General features: G+C 54.1%; 16 protein-coding genes. 14 read left to right on the top strand and 2 right to left on the bottom strand.

The window, feature by feature from the left end; translation table 11 throughout:
- The first annotated feature begins 1 nt into the window (after position 1).
- The 8 genes from fdx (at position 2) to ispG (ending at position 6763) form a co-directional block, all read left to right on the top strand.
- Positions 2–340, top strand: coding sequence for an ISC system 2Fe-2S type ferredoxin (gene fdx / locus G462_RS0110170; protein ID WP_026958906.1), 339 nt, complete (start codon positions 2–4; stop codon positions 338–340).
- Between the two features lie 60 nt (positions 341–400).
- The gene (iscX, locus tag G462_RS0110165) at positions 401–601 is read left to right on the top strand and encodes a Fe-S cluster assembly protein IscX (RefSeq protein WP_026958905.1); all 201 of its coding nucleotides are present in this window, start codon (positions 401–403) and stop codon (positions 599–601) included.
- A gap of 47 nt (positions 602–648) precedes the next feature.
- Positions 649–1941 (top strand): aminopeptidase PepB, encoded by a 1293-nt coding sequence (gene pepB, locus G462_RS0110160; RefSeq protein ID WP_026958904.1) that lies wholly within the window; start codon positions 649–651, stop codon positions 1939–1941.
- Positions 1942–1998: 57 nt separating this feature from the next.
- Positions 1999–2427 (top strand): nucleoside-diphosphate kinase, encoded by a 429-nt coding sequence (gene ndk / locus G462_RS0110155; RefSeq protein WP_026958903.1) that lies wholly within the window; start codon positions 1999–2001, stop codon positions 2425–2427.
- Between the two features lie 182 nt (positions 2428–2609).
- Complete coding sequence (gene rlmN / locus G462_RS0110150) at positions 2610–3728, top strand: dual-specificity RNA methyltransferase RlmN (protein WP_026958902.1); 1119 nt, start codon at positions 2610–2612, stop codon at positions 3726–3728.
- Between the two features lie 65 nt (positions 3729–3793).
- Positions 3794–4579 (top strand): type IV pilus biogenesis/stability protein PilW, encoded by a 786-nt coding sequence (pilW, locus tag G462_RS0110145; RefSeq protein ID WP_035477457.1) that lies wholly within the window; start codon positions 3794–3796, stop codon positions 4577–4579.
- A complete protein-coding gene (locus tag G462_RS0110140) occupies positions 4569–5657 on the top strand; it encodes a RodZ domain-containing protein (protein ID WP_026958900.1) in 1089 nt (362 codons plus the stop codon). Before pilW ends, G462_RS0110140 begins: the two co-directional genes overlap by 11 nt.
- A gap of 17 nt (positions 5658–5674) precedes the next feature.
- Positions 5675–6763, top strand: coding sequence for a flavodoxin-dependent (E)-4-hydroxy-3-methylbut-2-enyl-diphosphate synthase (gene ispG / locus G462_RS0110135; protein WP_026958899.1), 1089 nt, complete (start codon positions 5675–5677; stop codon positions 6761–6763).
- A 79-nt stretch (positions 6764–6842) separates the two neighbouring features.
- On the opposite strand, the gene G462_RS0110130 is transcribed toward ispG, so the two are convergent.
- Entirely contained in the window at positions 6843–7775 is a 933-nt protein-coding gene (locus tag G462_RS0110130; protein WP_026958898.1) for a DMT family transporter, read from the bottom strand.
- Positions 7775–9361 (bottom strand): B12-binding domain-containing radical SAM protein, encoded by a 1587-nt coding sequence (locus tag G462_RS0110125; RefSeq protein WP_026958897.1) that lies wholly within the window; start codon positions 9359–9361, stop codon positions 7775–7777. The genes G462_RS0110130 and G462_RS0110125 overlap by 1 nt, the downstream gene beginning before the upstream one ends.
- 83 nt (positions 9362–9444) lie before the next feature.
- Between G462_RS0110125 and ftrA the strand changes: the two genes are divergently transcribed.
- From ftrA to G462_RS0110095, 6 genes are all read left to right on the top strand, one after another.
- Entirely contained in the window at positions 9445–10425 is a 981-nt protein-coding gene (ftrA, locus tag G462_RS0110120; protein WP_026958896.1) for a transcriptional regulator FtrA, read from the top strand.
- Between the two features lie 244 nt (positions 10426–10669).
- A complete protein-coding gene (gene hisS, locus G462_RS0110115) occupies positions 10670–11950 on the top strand; it encodes a histidine--tRNA ligase (RefSeq protein ID WP_026958895.1) in 1281 nt (426 codons plus the stop codon).
- 9 nt (positions 11951–11959) lie between these two features.
- Positions 11960–12592, top strand: a complete 633-nt coding sequence (locus G462_RS0110110; protein WP_026958894.1) for a YfgM family protein — start codon at positions 11960–11962, stop codon at positions 12590–12592.
- Positions 12585–13772, top strand: a complete 1188-nt coding sequence (bamB, locus tag G462_RS0110105) for an outer membrane protein assembly factor BamB (RefSeq protein ID WP_026958893.1) — start codon at positions 12585–12587, stop codon at positions 13770–13772. The genes G462_RS0110110 and bamB overlap by 8 nt, the downstream gene beginning before the upstream one ends.
- An 85-nt stretch (positions 13773–13857) precedes the next feature.
- The gene (gene der, locus G462_RS0110100) at positions 13858–15336 is read left to right on the top strand and encodes a ribosome biogenesis GTPase Der (RefSeq protein WP_026958892.1); all 1479 of its coding nucleotides are present in this window, start codon (positions 13858–13860) and stop codon (positions 15334–15336) included.
- A gap of 9 nt (positions 15337–15345) precedes the next feature.
- Positions 15346–15579: a zinc ribbon domain-containing protein gene (locus G462_RS0110095; RefSeq protein ID WP_026958891.1), complete on the top strand. Its 234-nt coding sequence runs from the start codon at positions 15346–15348 to the stop codon at positions 15577–15579.
- The last annotated feature ends 386 nt before the right edge of the window (positions 15580–15965 follow it).

Raw genomic sequence — 15965 nt, 5'->3', positions numbered from 1 at the left:
TATGCCAAAAATTGTATTCTTGCCTCATGAAGAGCTGTGCCCAGAGGGCGCTGCTATCGATGCCAACGAAGGTGAAACCGTACTGGACGTGGCACTGCGCGAGGGTATTGAGATTGAGCACGCATGTGAGAAATCGTGCGCCTGCACCACCTGCCACGTGATCGTGCGTGAAGGCTTCGATTCACTGGAAGAGAGCGACGAGCTGGAAGATGATATGCTGGATAAGGCGTGGGGTCTCGAGCCCGAGTCACGCCTTGGCTGTCAGGCGAAAGTCGCCGACGAAGATTTGGTGGTTGAGATCCCTAAGTACACTTTAAATCAGGTGTCGGAGAACCACTAAGTTACAGAGTCTATGCGGGAGGACCACTCCCGCTTCTCCACTTTCACACGGAGGTAAGTTATGTCCCTACGTTGGACCGATATTCAAGACATTGCCATCGAACTGGCAGAGGCTTATCCCGACCAAGATCCCATGCAGCTGCGCTTTACTGACCTGCATAGCTGGATCTGCCAACTCCCCGATTTTGCAGATGATCCTGAGAAAAGTAACGAGCGGATCCTCGAAGCCATTATTCTTGCCTGGCAGGATGAGCGCGATTAGTCGCTAAACGCCAGCACCCTATAGTTACCGTATTCTAAGGAAAGCCCATGTCAGATACCCTGCAGGTTTCGTTAACCTTCGATCCCGCTCCGGCCCATTGGGGCAAAGGCGCGCTGGTCACCTTTGATGGCAACCAAGCGCACATCCATCTTAAAAACGACCAGTCGATTGAGCAGCAAATCCAGAAGGCCGGTCGTAAGCTCGATGCTCAGGGCTTGGCTGAGTTGTCACTCTCTGGCAGCGATTGGGATGCCGAGAAGGTGTTTGCCTTCCACCAAGGCTATTACAACGCCAAGCTGAACAACCAGCTTGGCCTGCCAGAGTTAGATGAGGCTGAGCTGGCGGTGTTTACCCAGCTAAAAGCAGCCAGCGACTGGACTCGCCAGGCGATTAACCGTGGACCTGCCGAGATCTACCCGGAAACCCTATGCCAATCTGCGGCGGAGTTCTTAAGCGAACTGGGCGGCGATGCGGTGTCTTATCAAGTGATTAGCGGTGAGGCGCTGCTTGAGCACGGTTGGGTCGGTTGCTATCAGGTGGGTAAGGGCAGTGCTCGTCCGCCAGCGATGCTACAACTGGATTTCAACCCGACTGGCAAAGTCGATGCGCCGGTGGATATTGCGCTCGTGGGCAAAGGCATTACCTTTGACTCCGGCGGTTATAGCCTGAAGCCCTCTGATGGCATGTCGGTGATGAAAAGCGATATGGGCGGCGCGGCCACCGTTACCGGTGCCTTGGGTCTGGCGATTGCGCGTGGTCTGAATAAGCGGGTGAAGCTATACCTATGCTGCGCCGAGAACCTGGTATCTGGTGAGGCTTACAAGTTAGGTGATGTGATCACCTACAAAAACGGCGTGACCGTGGAAGTGCTGAACACCGATGCCGAAGGTCGCTTGGTGCTGGCCGATGGCCTGATTGCTGCCTGTGAAGAGAAACCGGGGCTGCTAATTGATGCGGCTACCCTAACCGGCGCTGCCAAGTTTGCGCTGGGGCGCGACTACAATGCGGTGTTTGGCTTTAACTTCGAGCTGGCCCAGCAAGCGGTAAGCGCTGCGCACAGCGAACACGAGAAAGCCTGGCAACTGCCGCTGGAAGAGTTCCATGTTGGCCAAATTGGCTCTGCCTTTGCCGATGTCGCCAATATCCACTCGGGCGAAGGTATGGCGGGTGCATCCACTGCAGCAGCCTTCTTGTCTAAGTTTGTTGGTGAACATAAACAGAACTGGTTGCATTTCGATCTGTCAGGCTCTTACCAGAAATCCGGCAACGCACTGTGGGCGACCGGCGGCAAAGGCCATGGCGTGAGAACCATTGCGCGCTTGTTAACTGATTACAGCTAATTTAATATCTAAAACAAATCGATAACAAAAACGTAGTCAGTTAATTAGGGAGCGTGTATGGCCATTGAACGGACCTTCTCAATCATTAAACCGGATGCCGTTGCCAACAATGTCATTGGTGAAATCTACCAGCGTTTTGAGCAAGCTGGGCTCAAAGTGGTAGCCGCGAAGATGGTGCAGCTCAGTGAAGAGCAGGCGGCAGGGTTTTACGCCGAACACGAAGGCAAGGATTTCTACCCTCGCCTGAAGGACTTTATGATGTCGGGACCGATCATGGTATCGGTGCTCGAAGGTGAGAATGCGGTGCAACATCACCGCGATTTGCTGGGCCCCACCGACCCGGAAAAAGCACCTGCGGGCAGCCTGCGGGGCGACTTTGGCAGCGTAATGCCCGCCAACGGCACCCATGGCTCAGACTCACCGCAGTCCGCCTCGCGTGAGATTGCCTACTTCTTTAGCGACGATGAGCTCTGTCCACGTCCCTAAGACATTTAGTTAAACAAAGCCGGGATTTCCCGGCTTTGTTGTTTCTAGCGCACCGATAAAACTGCCCAATACGAAGGCTTTACAGCCTAAACTAGACTTAGCTGGGGCGAGGGCTGGCAAGCGACCACGATAACTTGTACAATTCGCCGCCATTTTTAAATCGGTTGAAACTGAGGTCTGCCATGAGTGACAAGAAAACCAACTTACTCGACTTGAATCGCAAAGCGATGCGCGCATTTTTCCAGGAACTGGGAGAAAAGCCATTCCGTGCCGATCAAGTGATGAAGTGGATCTATCACTATGGCGTGTCTGACTTCGACGAAATGACCAACGTCAACAAGGCGCTGCGCGGCAAGCTTAAGCAGGTTGCTGAGATTGTTGCGCCTGAGATCTCTCAAGAGCAACGCTCTGCCGATGGCACGATTAAGTGGGCGATGATGGTCCACGGCCAAGAGATCGAAACCGTCTATATCCCCGAGAAAGACCGCGCCACCCTGTGTGTGTCTTCTCAGGTGGGTTGCGCGCTGGAGTGTAAGTTCTGTTCGACCGCCCAACAAGGCTTTAACCGCAACCTGACAGTATCGCAGATCATCGGTCAGGTATGGCGTGCCGCCTCGGTGATTGGCTTCCAGAAAGACGGCATGAATCGCCCGATCACCAATGTGGTGATGATGGGCATGGGTGAGCCTTTGCTCAACCTCGCGAACGTGGTTCCAGCGATGGAACTGATGATGGAAGACCTTGGCTTTGGTCTGAGCAAGCGCCGGGTGACCCTGAGCACCTCTGGGGTGGTACCTGCGCTAGACAAACTGGGTGATATGATTGACGTTGCACTGGCCATCTCACTGCACGCGCCGAATGACAAGCTGCGCAGCGAAATCATGCCGATTAACGACAAGTACAACATCGACTGCTTCCTCGATTCAGTGCGCAACTACATGACCAAGTCCAATGCCAACCGAGGCAAGGTCACCGTTGAGTATGTACTGCTAGACCATCTCAATGATTCGATGGAGCAGGCCCACGAGCTGGCGCAAACTCTGCGTAATACCCCATGTAAGATCAACCTGATCCCATTTAACCCTTATCCGGGTTCACCCTATGGCAAGCCAAGCAATAGTCGTATTGACCGCTTCAGCAAGGTACTTATGGAGTACGGTTTTACCGTGGTGGTGCGTAAGACCCGTGGCGATGATATCGATGCGGCCTGTGGCCAATTGGCTGGCGATGTGGTTGACCGTACCAAGCGCACCATGAAAAAACGCTTGGCCGAGCGAGCAATTTCGGTCAACGTTCAATAGAAAAGTTTGCATTTTTGACCATTTGACAGCAACTTAGACATATCGCTTGAGAACAAGGATGGGTCATGCTGCGAGTGTCTGCACCAGCGCTGTTACTGGTGACATGTGTGTTAGGGCTATCTGCCTGCGTAACCGAAACCCGGGTCAATGGGCAACAGCGCAACGACGTTGGAACCACGGTCGACAAAGAAGCTGCGGCTAAAACCCGGGTGAGCTTGGCGCTGCGCTACCTGGAAGCCGGTGATGCTGAGCAAGCTCGCCGTAACCTCGATCTAGCTCTGCAACTGGCACCGCGCTTGGTCGATGTCTATGTGGCCCAAGGCTTTTTCTTCAACCAAGTAGGTCAGCGCGAGCGCGCAGAGGCTGCCTATCAGCAAGCGCTTAGCTTGAGCCCCCGCGATGGCGATGTGATGAATAACTACGGCGTGATGCTCTGCCAGCATGGCGATTTTGAGCGCGCCGAGAAGCTGTTTAACCAAGCCCTGAGCAACCCGGATTACATCGAAGTTGCCTCCACCAATGAGAACGCTGGCCTATGTGCCAGCCGTCAGGGAGAGCCCGATAAGGCGCTGGCGTATTTCAATGCCGCCTTGGCCTATAACCTCAATCGTCCAGCCTCGTTACTCGGTGCCAGCGAGATCCTGATTGCGCAAAATAAATTCTCCCAAGCCCGTGTTTATTTAGAGCGGTATGATAGTATTGCCGAGCAGACTCCGCGTAGCCTGTTCGCTTGGGTCCTACTGGAAAACGGTGCGGACAATTTTGCTGCGGAAGCTCGCTGGGGGATGGAACTACAACAGCGTTTCCCCAACGCAATTCAAACAAAACGATATATAGCTAATGAGTACTAACACGAAATCCGCTCCAGAAGAGAATAGCGAAGAACACACTGTGCCCAGCCCTGGACAATTGCTCCAGGAAGCCCGTGTTGCCGCCAATCTGAGTCAGGAGCAGGTGGCCGACGCCCTGAAACTGCGCCTACAAGTGGTCAAAGACATTGAAGGCGATAGCTACGAGAGCGGCCTGTCCACCACCTTTATCAAGGGCTACCTGCGCGCCTATGCCCGCTTGGTAGAGCTGGACGAGCAGAGCATTCTCGACAGCTATGCCCAGAGCAGTGATTCAGCCGATACCGCTACCGAACTGCAAAGCTTCTCGAAGAAGATCAAACAAAAGAACAACGATAGCCGCCTGATGCGTGTCAGCTACCTGATTGGTATCGGCATCTTCGCGCTGCTAGTGATGTGGTGGTGGCAAGAACATGGCAAGTACCAGTTCTTAACCCCGCCATTGAGCCCCGAGCAAGAGCAGGCACTGAACGAGCAACTTCATCAGCAAGAGATTGTTATCCAAGAGCAGCAAGCAGAGCCTGCCGCGCCGGTTGCCGCCGAGTTTGCTAACTCGACAAGCCCTGAAACAACTGCTGATGAAACAAGCGCCGATGCGCCAACTGAAGAGCCCGTTCCAGTGCAACTGCCTGAAAGCCCTGAGCCACAATCCGTAGTCGCACCCGTTGTCACTCCGTCGGTTGAAACGCCTGCCGTTGAGAGCGCGCCTGCTTCCACGCCCGTGGCAGAGACTACACCAGAAATCGTACAGCCCATTGCCTTACCAGAAAGTGAACCACAAGCCGTCGCAGTTACTGAATCGGTAGCAAGCCCGGTGAGTGAATCTGAGCCCGCTAGTGACGCAGCCGTGTTGGGCTTAGCCTTCGAGCAAGAGTGCTGGCTAGAGGTTTACGACGCCAACGAGAAACGCCTGATTATCGGCGGCATGAAGCCCGGACGTGAGCTGACCTTAGAAGGCCAAGCGCCGTTTCGTCTGGTTCTGGGTACAGTGGCTGGGGTAAGTATTTCTTATCAAGGTGAAAGCGTCGACCTTTCTTCTTATACTCCTGGTCGAGTCGTTAGAATGCAAATCCCTGAGTAGGGTAGTGAAGATTTAACATGCAGCAAGAAAGTCCAATCAAACGCCGTAAATCCACCCAGATTATGGTCGGCAATGTGCCGGTCGGCGGCGATGCGCCGATTACGGTGCAGTCCATGACCAATACCCGCACCACCGATATCGACGCCACCGTGGCGCAGATCCAGCGTATCGCTGCGGTGGGCGGTGATATCGTGCGTGTTTCGGTACCCACCATGGAAGCCGCCGAGTGCTTCAAAGAGATCAAATCGCAGATTGATATCCCTTTGGTGGCCGATATCCACTTTGATTACCGCATCGCCCTTAAAGTAGCGGAGTACGGCGCGGACTGTCTGCGGATCAACCCCGGCAATATCGGTCGCGAAGACCGCATTCGCGCGGTGGTTGATGCTGCCAAAGAGCGCAATATCCCGATCCGCATCGGGGTAAATGGCGGCTCCTTGGAAAAGGACCTGCAGGAAAAGTACGGTGAACCGACTCCTGAGGCCCTGGTTGAATCAGCGATGCGCCATGTGGACATCCTCGACCGTCTCGACTTCGACCAGTTTAAGGTCAGCGTAAAGGCCTCCGATGTGTTCCTCGCGGTAGGCGCTTACCAGCAACTGGCGCAAAAGATTGACCAGCCATTACACCTTGGCATCACCGAAGCGGGCGGACTGCGCAGCGGCTCGGTGAAATCCTCGGTGGGCTTAGGCATGCTACTGGCACAAGGCATTGGCGATACCCTGCGGGTGTCGCTGGCGGCCGATCCGGTGGAAGAGATCAAGGTTGGCTTCGACATCCTCAAATCACTGCGTATCCGCTCGCGCGGCATCAACTTTATCGCTTGCCCAAGTTGCTCACGCCAAGAGTTCGACGTGATTTCTACCGTGAACGAGCTGGAGCAGCGACTGGAAGATATCGTGACGCCAATGGATGTATCGATTATCGGTTGTGTAGTTAATGGCCCGGGTGAGGCACTGATCTCTGATATGGGCATTACCGGCAGTAACCGCAAGAGCGGCTTCTACATCGACGGCGTGCGCCAAAAAGAGCGCTTCGATAACGACAAGCTGGTTGACGAGCTGGAAGCGCGGATCCGTCAGCGGATTGCCATCTCCAAGGTCTAGCCCGGTTTTAACCGCTGCGATTCAATAAAAAACGCGACATCTGATGTCGCGTTTTTACTATCTGACGTAGGAAGACCGCTTACTCAACCTGCTCACTGACCATCGGAGTCGGGGAGGAGCGCTCACGCTTGGGCTCGTAATTCGATACCGCAACACCGATAAAAATGATCAGCGATCCAGTCCACTGACTCACCGATATATCCTCTCCCAAATACGCCACCGACAAGAACACCGTGATCACCGGCACCAAGTTAATAAACGATGAAGCGCTGGCGGCGCCGACCACCGAGATCGCTTGGTTGAAAAACAGGTAGGCGATAACCGAGCCGCCCATCGCCATAAACAGTACCGCGATGATGGCATCGAATTCTATCGGCTGCAGGAGCATGCTATTTCCGGCCACCATCCAATCGATCACTGGCCAAGGGAGCAACAGCAAACTGCCGTAGAAGAAGATGTAGAACATAAACAGGGTGTTCGGGGTGTCTCGCTTGTTGCGTTCAACCAAGATGTTGTAGATGGCGAAACAGAAGGTGCTAAACAGCAGCAGCAGGTCCCCCACCGAATACTCAATGGTCAGTAAGTTCTCCAGCTTACCCTCAAACACGATGTAGATAACGCCGATATAGGCGGCTAAGAAGCCAATCACCTTGGTAAGCCGTTCTCGCTTGCCGCTGCAGGTGGCAATAAACAGAGTCAGGCAAGGAATGGTTGCCTCGATAATACCGGCGTTAAAGGCACTGGAGAGCTTAAGCCCGCCAAAGTAGAAGTAGTAACAGGCGGTAATTCCGAAAAACGCGGTGAACGCTACCCTCAGGTGTTGCTTGGCAGGCATGGCATAGGCCTTGATTTGCCGGCGATACAGAACCAACAGTGCCAGTGCGGCGATGCTAAAGCGCAACATGGTCACCAGTGAAACAGAGAAGGTCTGCATCGCAATTTTACCTGCGATGGCCGACCCTCCCCAGAAGAAGGCTGAAAGGCTCAGCTTGATATAGGTTGAGGTATTCATTAGATGTACTCTCGGTAGTGGTCGGCAATAAAGGCAAGTCCCTCGTTCATCTTCGCAACGTAGTTACGGATGTCCCTCGGGTTGGGAACAAAGGCGTTCTCCAGGCTGACGTTCTCTATCTGGGCCAGCACAAACTCCACCGTGAACGACTGTAGCGTTTGGATGTGGTCATCGAATGCTTGCTCTTGTTCCGAGTATCCAAGATAACCTTGGTAGAAGTTTTTGATGCGAATGTTGTCGCGGATCCGCCGGGCGATCCGGTCTTCATAGCGAACGAAGTAATGCTGATTGCCAATGCTATATAGCGCCTCATAGAGATGATGTACCCGTCTATCCTCAAACTGATAGTTGCTGACATCCCAGAGGTTCTTTCGTGGCTGCTGTTTGGTTGATTTGTTCATCTCTATTCCGGGCAAGGTCTCCGCCCTTGAGAGAAAATTCCAGAAGGTCGCCATCCCCACCCGCGATAAAAACGCCGCGTTGGTTTTTAGCTGGTCAATGGTCGAGCCTTGGAAGAAGTTGATGATGCCGTTGGACGAGCCGGACATCCCCAAGCTCCGCAGGTAGTGATATTTCCCCTCCGATGTCTCAGCGTTGGTTTTCTTGTTGTACAACTCCAACTGCTGGTCATCACCGGCCTCTAGGCCTAAGTAAGTGCTAATTAAGCCAACGCCTCTCAGACGCTCCAGAAACGCCCGGTCTTTCTCTTTACTGAGGTTGAAACTGTCGGTGCGAATAAAGGCGTCCATGGGCACCCGCAGCTGTTTCGCTTCCATCAGATCGCAGAATTGATTAAACCACTTTCGATCGGTGTTTGAAGGGGTGACTAAGGTCGCGTCGTAGATCCTCAAGAACTGGCCTGTTTGTTTGACCAGCGGCGCCAGTTGCTCAATCTCTTCCACCACGCTCTCGGGGCTGCGATCGCGAACCCCGGTATTCCCATTCCCTAAAAAGCGCTGGGCATTGCAAAAGCTACACGGATAGGGGCAGCCGCGCTTGGTCATAATGCCAATCTCGACGCATTTGCCTTTGCTTATGGCGCGTTGGGCAACGTGATGATCGGCAAAGGGAAGGATGTCGAGTTCGCTGATGGGCGGCTGGGGCTCTGCCTCAACCACTTTATCTGCGCGTCGATAGGTGATGCCGAGTACCGACTCAAGCGGGATCTCTTCTTCCAAGGCATTGGCCAGTTGCAGCAGGGTGGCTTCACCCTCTCCGTGGCAGATGACATCGATATGGGGGTAAGTCTCCATAATCTCGATATTCTGGTAGCTGGCATGTTCGCCGCCGAGGGCAATCACTGGCTTATGTGCCGCTTCGAGGCAAATGATTCCACTGATCAGCAGGGCCGATGACATGGTCGCGTAGTTGACGCTAAACACGACCAAATCGAAGTGGCCCGCCATAATCTGCTGTGCGGCATCTCGCTCGCTTAACGAGTCGACCCGCAGGTCGATGGTTTCACATTGATGTAGGTGCTGTTCTAACTGCGCATGAAGCAAGGCAAGTGCATGATTTTCATGATGATCATAAAGCTCGCGCATGCTTCGAGTTTCGGTTTGGGGATTGACTAGTGCGACTTTCATGGGGGGAGAAACTGTCCGTATCTGTTTATCTATAAAAATGTTATAAACAAGGTGATGCTCGTAACAGATTGAATAGGGACAAAATGCCGCAAGATCCTGCCACCTCGTCACGGCACAGTGTTGTTTTACTGGGATACGAATCACTGAGAACATTTGAGTTTGGTTGCGCCGTCGAGATCTTTGGTCTGGAGCGGCCCGAGCTGAATGTCGATTGGTACGATTTTAAGGTTTGCGGTATCGAATCAAGCACGGTGGACGCAGTGGGCGGCGTGTCGGTCACCTTTGAACACGGCCCCGAGATCCTCGACCAGGCCGATACCATTATCCTGCCCGGCTGGCGAGATGTGAACGAGCAACCTCCGGAGGCATTGCTCAAGGCCTTAAAACGGGCGCACCAACGAAACGCGCGGATCTGTAGCATCTGTACCGGCGCATTTGTGTTAGCGGCCGCTGGGCTGCTGAACGGTCGAGCCGTTACCACCCACTGGCACCACTCCAACTTACTGTCTGAGCGATACCCAAATCTGCGGGTATCACCAACTTCCATCTATATCGAAGATGGCAATATCCTCACCTCGGCAGGCTCAGCGGCTGGCTTAGATATGATGTTGTACGTGGTCAGGCAAGATTATGGCTACCGGGTGGCCAATATGGTGGCGCAACGCCTGGTAATACCGGCCTATCGCGATGGCGAGCAGCTGCAGATCATCTCCCAAGAGTTAATGGCAACATCGCAGACGAAAATTGCAGAAGTGGTCGACTGGGTCAGGGAGCGTTTGTCTGAACCCCACAGTGTTGAATCGCTCGCCAAGCAAATGGACATGACGCCGCGAACTTTCCAGCGAACCTTTAAAAACGTGCTCGGTTTGCCGGTGATAGAGTGGCTGACCCGAGCACGTATCGACCGCGCCAAAGAGCTACTGGCAACCACCCCTTCCAGTGTTTCGCATATCGCCTACCACTGCGGGTTTAACTCGGAGAGCACCTTTCGCCATCAGTTCCGCAAGCTGGTGAGCCAAACCCCTACTGAGTTTCGCCGGCATGCCTCGACGCCGACAAACTAGCCTCTGGCAAGCTGAATGTGCTGCGAGGGGGCAGGGGAGTGAGCTTGCCAAAGCGTTTTTTTGAAGGCATTAAACGTGGAAAGGTGCTGCTCTTGGCATGCGGCAGTGGCGACTTCCGGTACACAAAACGCTTGTTTTTGGTAGAATCCCCCGTCAGGAAGCAGTAAGCCTTACTATACACACCGAAGGAACCCGATATAATCGGGGACTCTTTAGATTAACCGCAGCAAAATTAGAGATTCTCGTGGCTAAACAGATCCAAGCTATTCGTGGCATGAACGATTGCCTGCCCAGCGATACGCCCGCCTGGCAGAAGGTAGAACAAGTAGTACGTGACACCGTCGCCGCTTACGGTTACAGCGAAATTCGTATGCCAGTGGTAGAAAGCACTGACTTGTTCAAACGCTCCATCGGTGAAGTGACCGATATCGTTGAAAAAGAGATGTATACCTTTGAGGATCGCAACGGCGACAGCCTGACCCTGCGCCCGGAAGGTACCGCCAGCTGTGTGCGTGCTGGTAACCAGCATGGCTTGCTGTACAACCAAGAACAGCGCCTGTGGTACATGGGCCCAATGTTCCGCCACGAGCGTCCGCAAAAAGGCCGCTATCGCCAGTTCCACCAGATCGGTGTGGAGAGCTTTGGGGTAGCCAGCGCCGATATGGACGCCGAAGTGATTATGCTGTCTGCGCGTTTCTGGAAGGCCTTTGGCCTGGAGAAACACGTAACGCTGCAACTAAATACCTTGGGTAGCAATGCCTGCCGCGCCGCCTACCGCGATGCGCTGATTGCTCACCTAGAAGCGCATAAAGACAGCCTCGACGAAGATGCCAAGCGTCGCATGTACACCAACCCGCTGCGGGTACTGGACAGCAAGAACCCAGAGGTACAAGCCTGTCTGGCGGATGCGCCAAAACTGGATGATTACCTAAGCGAAGAGAGCCAAGCGCACTTTGCTCGCTTAAGAGAGATCTTGGATGCAGTTGGCATCGAGTATGAAATCAACCCTCGCTTGGTACGCGGTCTGGATTACTACAACCACACCGTGTTCGAGTGGGTGACCGAGAGCCTGGGCGCGCAAGGCACCGTATGTGCGGGCGGCCGCTACGACGGCCTGGTGGAACAGCTTGGCGGCAAGCCAACCCCGGGTGTGGGTTTTGCCATGGGTATGGAGCGTCTGGTACTGCTTCTGGAAACCCTTGAATTACTGGGTGAACTGCCAGAGCCGGCCGATGTCTATGTAATTAGTGCGGGCAGTGGCACTTTGAGCGCTGCGTTTGCCCTCGCCGAGCAATTACGTGATAGCATGCCCAAGCTGCGAGTGATGACCCACTGTGGCGGCGGTAATTTCAAAAAACAATTTAAACGTGCAGACAAGTCCGGTGCTCGCATTGCACTGATTATCGGTGAAGATGAGCTGGCCAACCAGCAAGTCACCGTTAAGTACCTGCGTGGTCAAAACGAACAACAGACCATCGCGCAGCAAGAGCTACCGACTTTGCTTACACAGCAGTTAGAAGACTAAGGGGAACAGGTGGAAGTTTATAGCACCGAAGAACAACAAGTTCAGGCGATTAAGGATTGGTGGAAGAAGAACGGTAACTCGGTAGTCATCGGTACCGTGGCGGGTCTGGCCTTGGTATTTGGCTGGCGCTACTACGGCGAACACAAGGTTGCCCAGCAAGAAGCCGCATCAGATGCCTACCAGATGGTGGTTGAGCAAATGCGTCGCAGTGGCGATGCTGCGCCGCTACAAGAGTATGTTCTGGCCAACCAAAGCGGTGACAACTACGAAGTATTTGCTTCGCTGCTACTGGCCAAGAGCCTGGTTGACGAAGGCAACTACAGCGACGCGCTGCAGCAGTTGGTGTATGCCCAAGACAACGCCCCTGAAGAGCTAAAAGGCTTGGTGGGTCTGCGTGTTGCTCGCGTGCAATTCCAGTTAGAAGACTTCGATGCAGCATTGGCATCGCTTGCGCAAATCAGCGACTTTAGCCTGCAGCCTTTGGTTGATGTGTTGCGTGGCGATGTCTACATCGCGCGCGGCGAAAAGGCTCTGGCTCGCCAAGCCTACCAAGCGGCCTTGGCGGCCGGCGGTGCTGAGCTCGATGCTAGCCTGAATATCAAACTGAATGATCTGACGGAGGCGCCTGCTGATAATGGCTAAGTTGAAAACACTTGCCATAGCAGGATTGTGTCTTGCCCTGTCTGCCTGTTCTTTGTTTAACAAAGAAGAAGACGTCGTCGTCATGGCAGAGGTACCGGAGTTCGATAACCAGTTCGACTCCCGTATTAGTTGGCAGGTCTCCGTAGGCAAGGGAGTAAAGGACTACTACTCACAGCTCACCCCGTTGGTGGCGTACGACACGCTGTTTGCCGCCGAGCGCTTCGGTAAGGTTCAGGCCTATGACCTAAGCGGCAAGCTGCTGTGGACCCAAGACCTCTCCAAGGTTGAGAGCAACAACCAGTTCCGTGGTAATACCAATAATGCCCGCATCTCTGGTGGCTTGGTCGGCGCTTATCAGCGCGTCTACTTGGGTACCGAGAACGCCGATGTGTTTGCGCTCGATGCTGAAACCGGTGAGATTGTTTGGCAAGCCCAAGTCTCTGGCGAGGTGCTGTCAGCGCCTGCCGTCGACGACAGCATTGTTGCAGTTCAAACCGCTAACGGCCGCTTGGTTGCACTCGATGCCCATACCGGCGAGCAGCTTTGGGAGAGCGTGATTGACCTGCCTAACCTGATGCTGCGTTCGGCCAGCTCTCCACTGATCTCTGCCGGTGCCGTGATTGTGGGGCGCGCCGATGGTCGCGTGGGTCTGTACCTGCAGCAAAACGGTCAGCTAATGTTTGAGTACACCCTGGCTCAATCGCGCGGCGCTACCGAAATCGACCGTTTGGTAGATGTCGACAGCACCCCGGTGTTGGTAGGTTCACAGCTCTATGGCGTGGCTTACAACGGTAACTTGGTATCGGTTGATTTGCGCAGCGGCGCTGAAGCGTGGCGTCAAAGCTACTCGGCCTATCAAGACCTGCTGGTGAGCGGTTCGCGCATCTACCTAAGCGACATGCAGGACCACCTGTTCAGCGTGGACCGTCGTCAAGGCGAGCAGCAATGGTCGCAGCAGGCGCTGTCTTATCGTCAGCTTACTCCGGTGGCCATCGACGGTGACTACCTGATGGTAGGTGATAGCGAAGGCTACCTGTATTGGCTGGATCGCAGTAACGGTCAGTTCGTCAGCAAGACCCGACTAGATAAGAGCGGCTTGTATAGCCAGCCGATAGTCAGCGGAGACAATGTCTTTGTTCAAGCGCGCAACGGTAAATTATACGCCTTAGAACGCCGCTAACTTGTTATAATCTGTACTAATCAGTTCTAGGCTCATGATTTCATCGATCATGAGCCTTTGTTCATTTTTGTAGAAAGAGGCCTTTATGCTTCCTGTTGTTGCCCTAGTGGGCCGTCCGAATGTGGGTAAATCCACGTTGTTTAACCGCTTAACTCGCACTCGCGATGCGCTGGTTGCAGACTTCCCCGGTCTGACCCGCGATCGTAAATATGGACAGGCAAAGTTGGCAGAACAGGATTTCATTGTGATCGACACCGGTGGTATCCACGGTGACGAAGAGGGCATCGATGCGATGATGGCCCAGCAGTCGCTGCAAGCCATCGAAGAGGCCGATGCGGTATTGTTCTTGGTGGACGCGCGCGCCGGCCTGACCGTTGCCGATGAAGCGATTGCCCATCACTTGCGCAAGCAGGAGAAGAAGGTCTTTCTGGTTGCCAACAAGGTAGACGGCATCGACGCCGACTCAGCCACTGGCGAGTTCTACGCGCTATCACTCGGTGATGTTCACCAGATTGCTGCTGCCCATGGCCGCGGGGTAAACCAACTGCTGGAACTGGCCCTTAAGCCCTTTGTCAAAGAGCAGATGGCTGCGAGCGCCGAAGAAGGCGACGAGCTTGACGGTGAAGACGGCGAGCTGGCTGAGCTGCCAACCGAGAGCGAGCTGGACGCGCTGAGCAAGCAGTTTGAAGATATGCCCATCAAGCTGGCCATCGTCGGTCGCCCAAATGTGGGTAAATCGACCCTGACCAACCGTATCTTGGGTGAAGAGCGGGTGGTGGTCTACGACATGCCCGGTACTACCCGCGACAGTATCTATATTCCGCTGAGCCGCGAGGATCAGGACTACATCATTATCGATACCGCCGGGGTACGTAAGCGCGGCAAGGTGACTGAGGCAGTTGAGAAGTTCTCGGTGATTAAAACCCTGAAGGCGATTGAAGATGCCAACGTGGTACTGTTGGTGATTGATGCGCAAAACGGTATCTCCGACCAAGATCTTAGCTTGCTAGGCTTTGTGCTTAACTCCGGTCGCGCCTTGGTGCTGGCCGTGAACAAGTGGGATGGCATGGAACACGATGCCAAAGAGCGCATCAAAAGCGAGCTGGACCGCCGTCTTGGCTTTATCGATTTTGCCCGTCTGCACTTTATCTCGGCGCTGCACGGCACCGGTGTGGGTCACCTCTATGGCTCGGTGATTGAAGCCTACAAGAGCGCCACCAAGCGGGTGTCTACCTCAATGCTGACCCGCATTATGCAGATGGCCCAAGACGATCACCAGCCGCCGATGGTACGTGGTCGCCGGGTTAAGCTCCGTTATGCACACGCCGGTGGTTACAACCCGCCGCGTATCGTGATCCACGGCAACCAAGTAAACTCGCTGCCAGACTCTTACAAGCGTTACCTGATGAACTACTATCGCAAGGCGCTTAAGGTGATGGGTACCCCGATCAGCATCGAGTTCCGCGAGGGTGACAACCCGTTTGCCGGTAAAAAAGAGAAGATGACCTTGTCCCAGACCCGTCAGCGCAAAAAGCTGATGAAGATGTCGGGCTCGAAAAAGTAGGGAGGCATGATGACTGAACTTAAGGCGTGCCCTGAGTGTGGCGGCGAGCTACACCATCAACACGATCATTGGCTCTGCGATAGCTGCCACCACAGCTTTGTGGAGCGTTTCCACTGCGACAAATGCGGTAGCATGCTGGAGAAGCTAAAGGCCTGCGGTGCGGTCGACTTCTTCTGCAACTCCTGCAACGAGCTAAAGTCGAAGCGCAGCCTAGTGAGTAAGCTGGTAGCTAAGGTCAGCTAAGCGAAACGACCTTACGACAAGCAAAAAGCGAGGCCTTAAGCCTTAATGCCAGTCAGTTAAGCTGACTGGCATTTCTTTTTAAATGGATACTTGGTGGGTTTCCGCCTGACTTCTCGAGGGTAAACTCTATCAGGCCGAGACGCCGGGAGCGTAAGCATTCGCAGTGTTTCCAGTAGTGCTGCATAGTGCTTGGGCAAGTTGCCGGGGCTACTCATTGGCAACCTGGCTAGGAAGGTGGTCACGTGCCACAAGCAGTGGCTAAAGCTTAGCCTCGTTGGCGTTAATGGCTCTTCTGCTGCACAGGCCTCTATCATCACTATTCTAATGAGGTTGTAAGCCAACAGGACTCCCCATAGCTCTTGGTTAACCATCTCTGGCTTTTTGCT

The organism is Aliagarivorans taiwanensis DSM 22990, from assembly GCF_000429505.1.
GTDB classification, from domain to species: domain Bacteria; phylum Pseudomonadota; class Gammaproteobacteria; order Enterobacterales; family Celerinatantimonadaceae; genus Aliagarivorans; species Aliagarivorans taiwanensis.
This window is presented reverse-complemented; position numbering and strand designations above follow the sequence as displayed.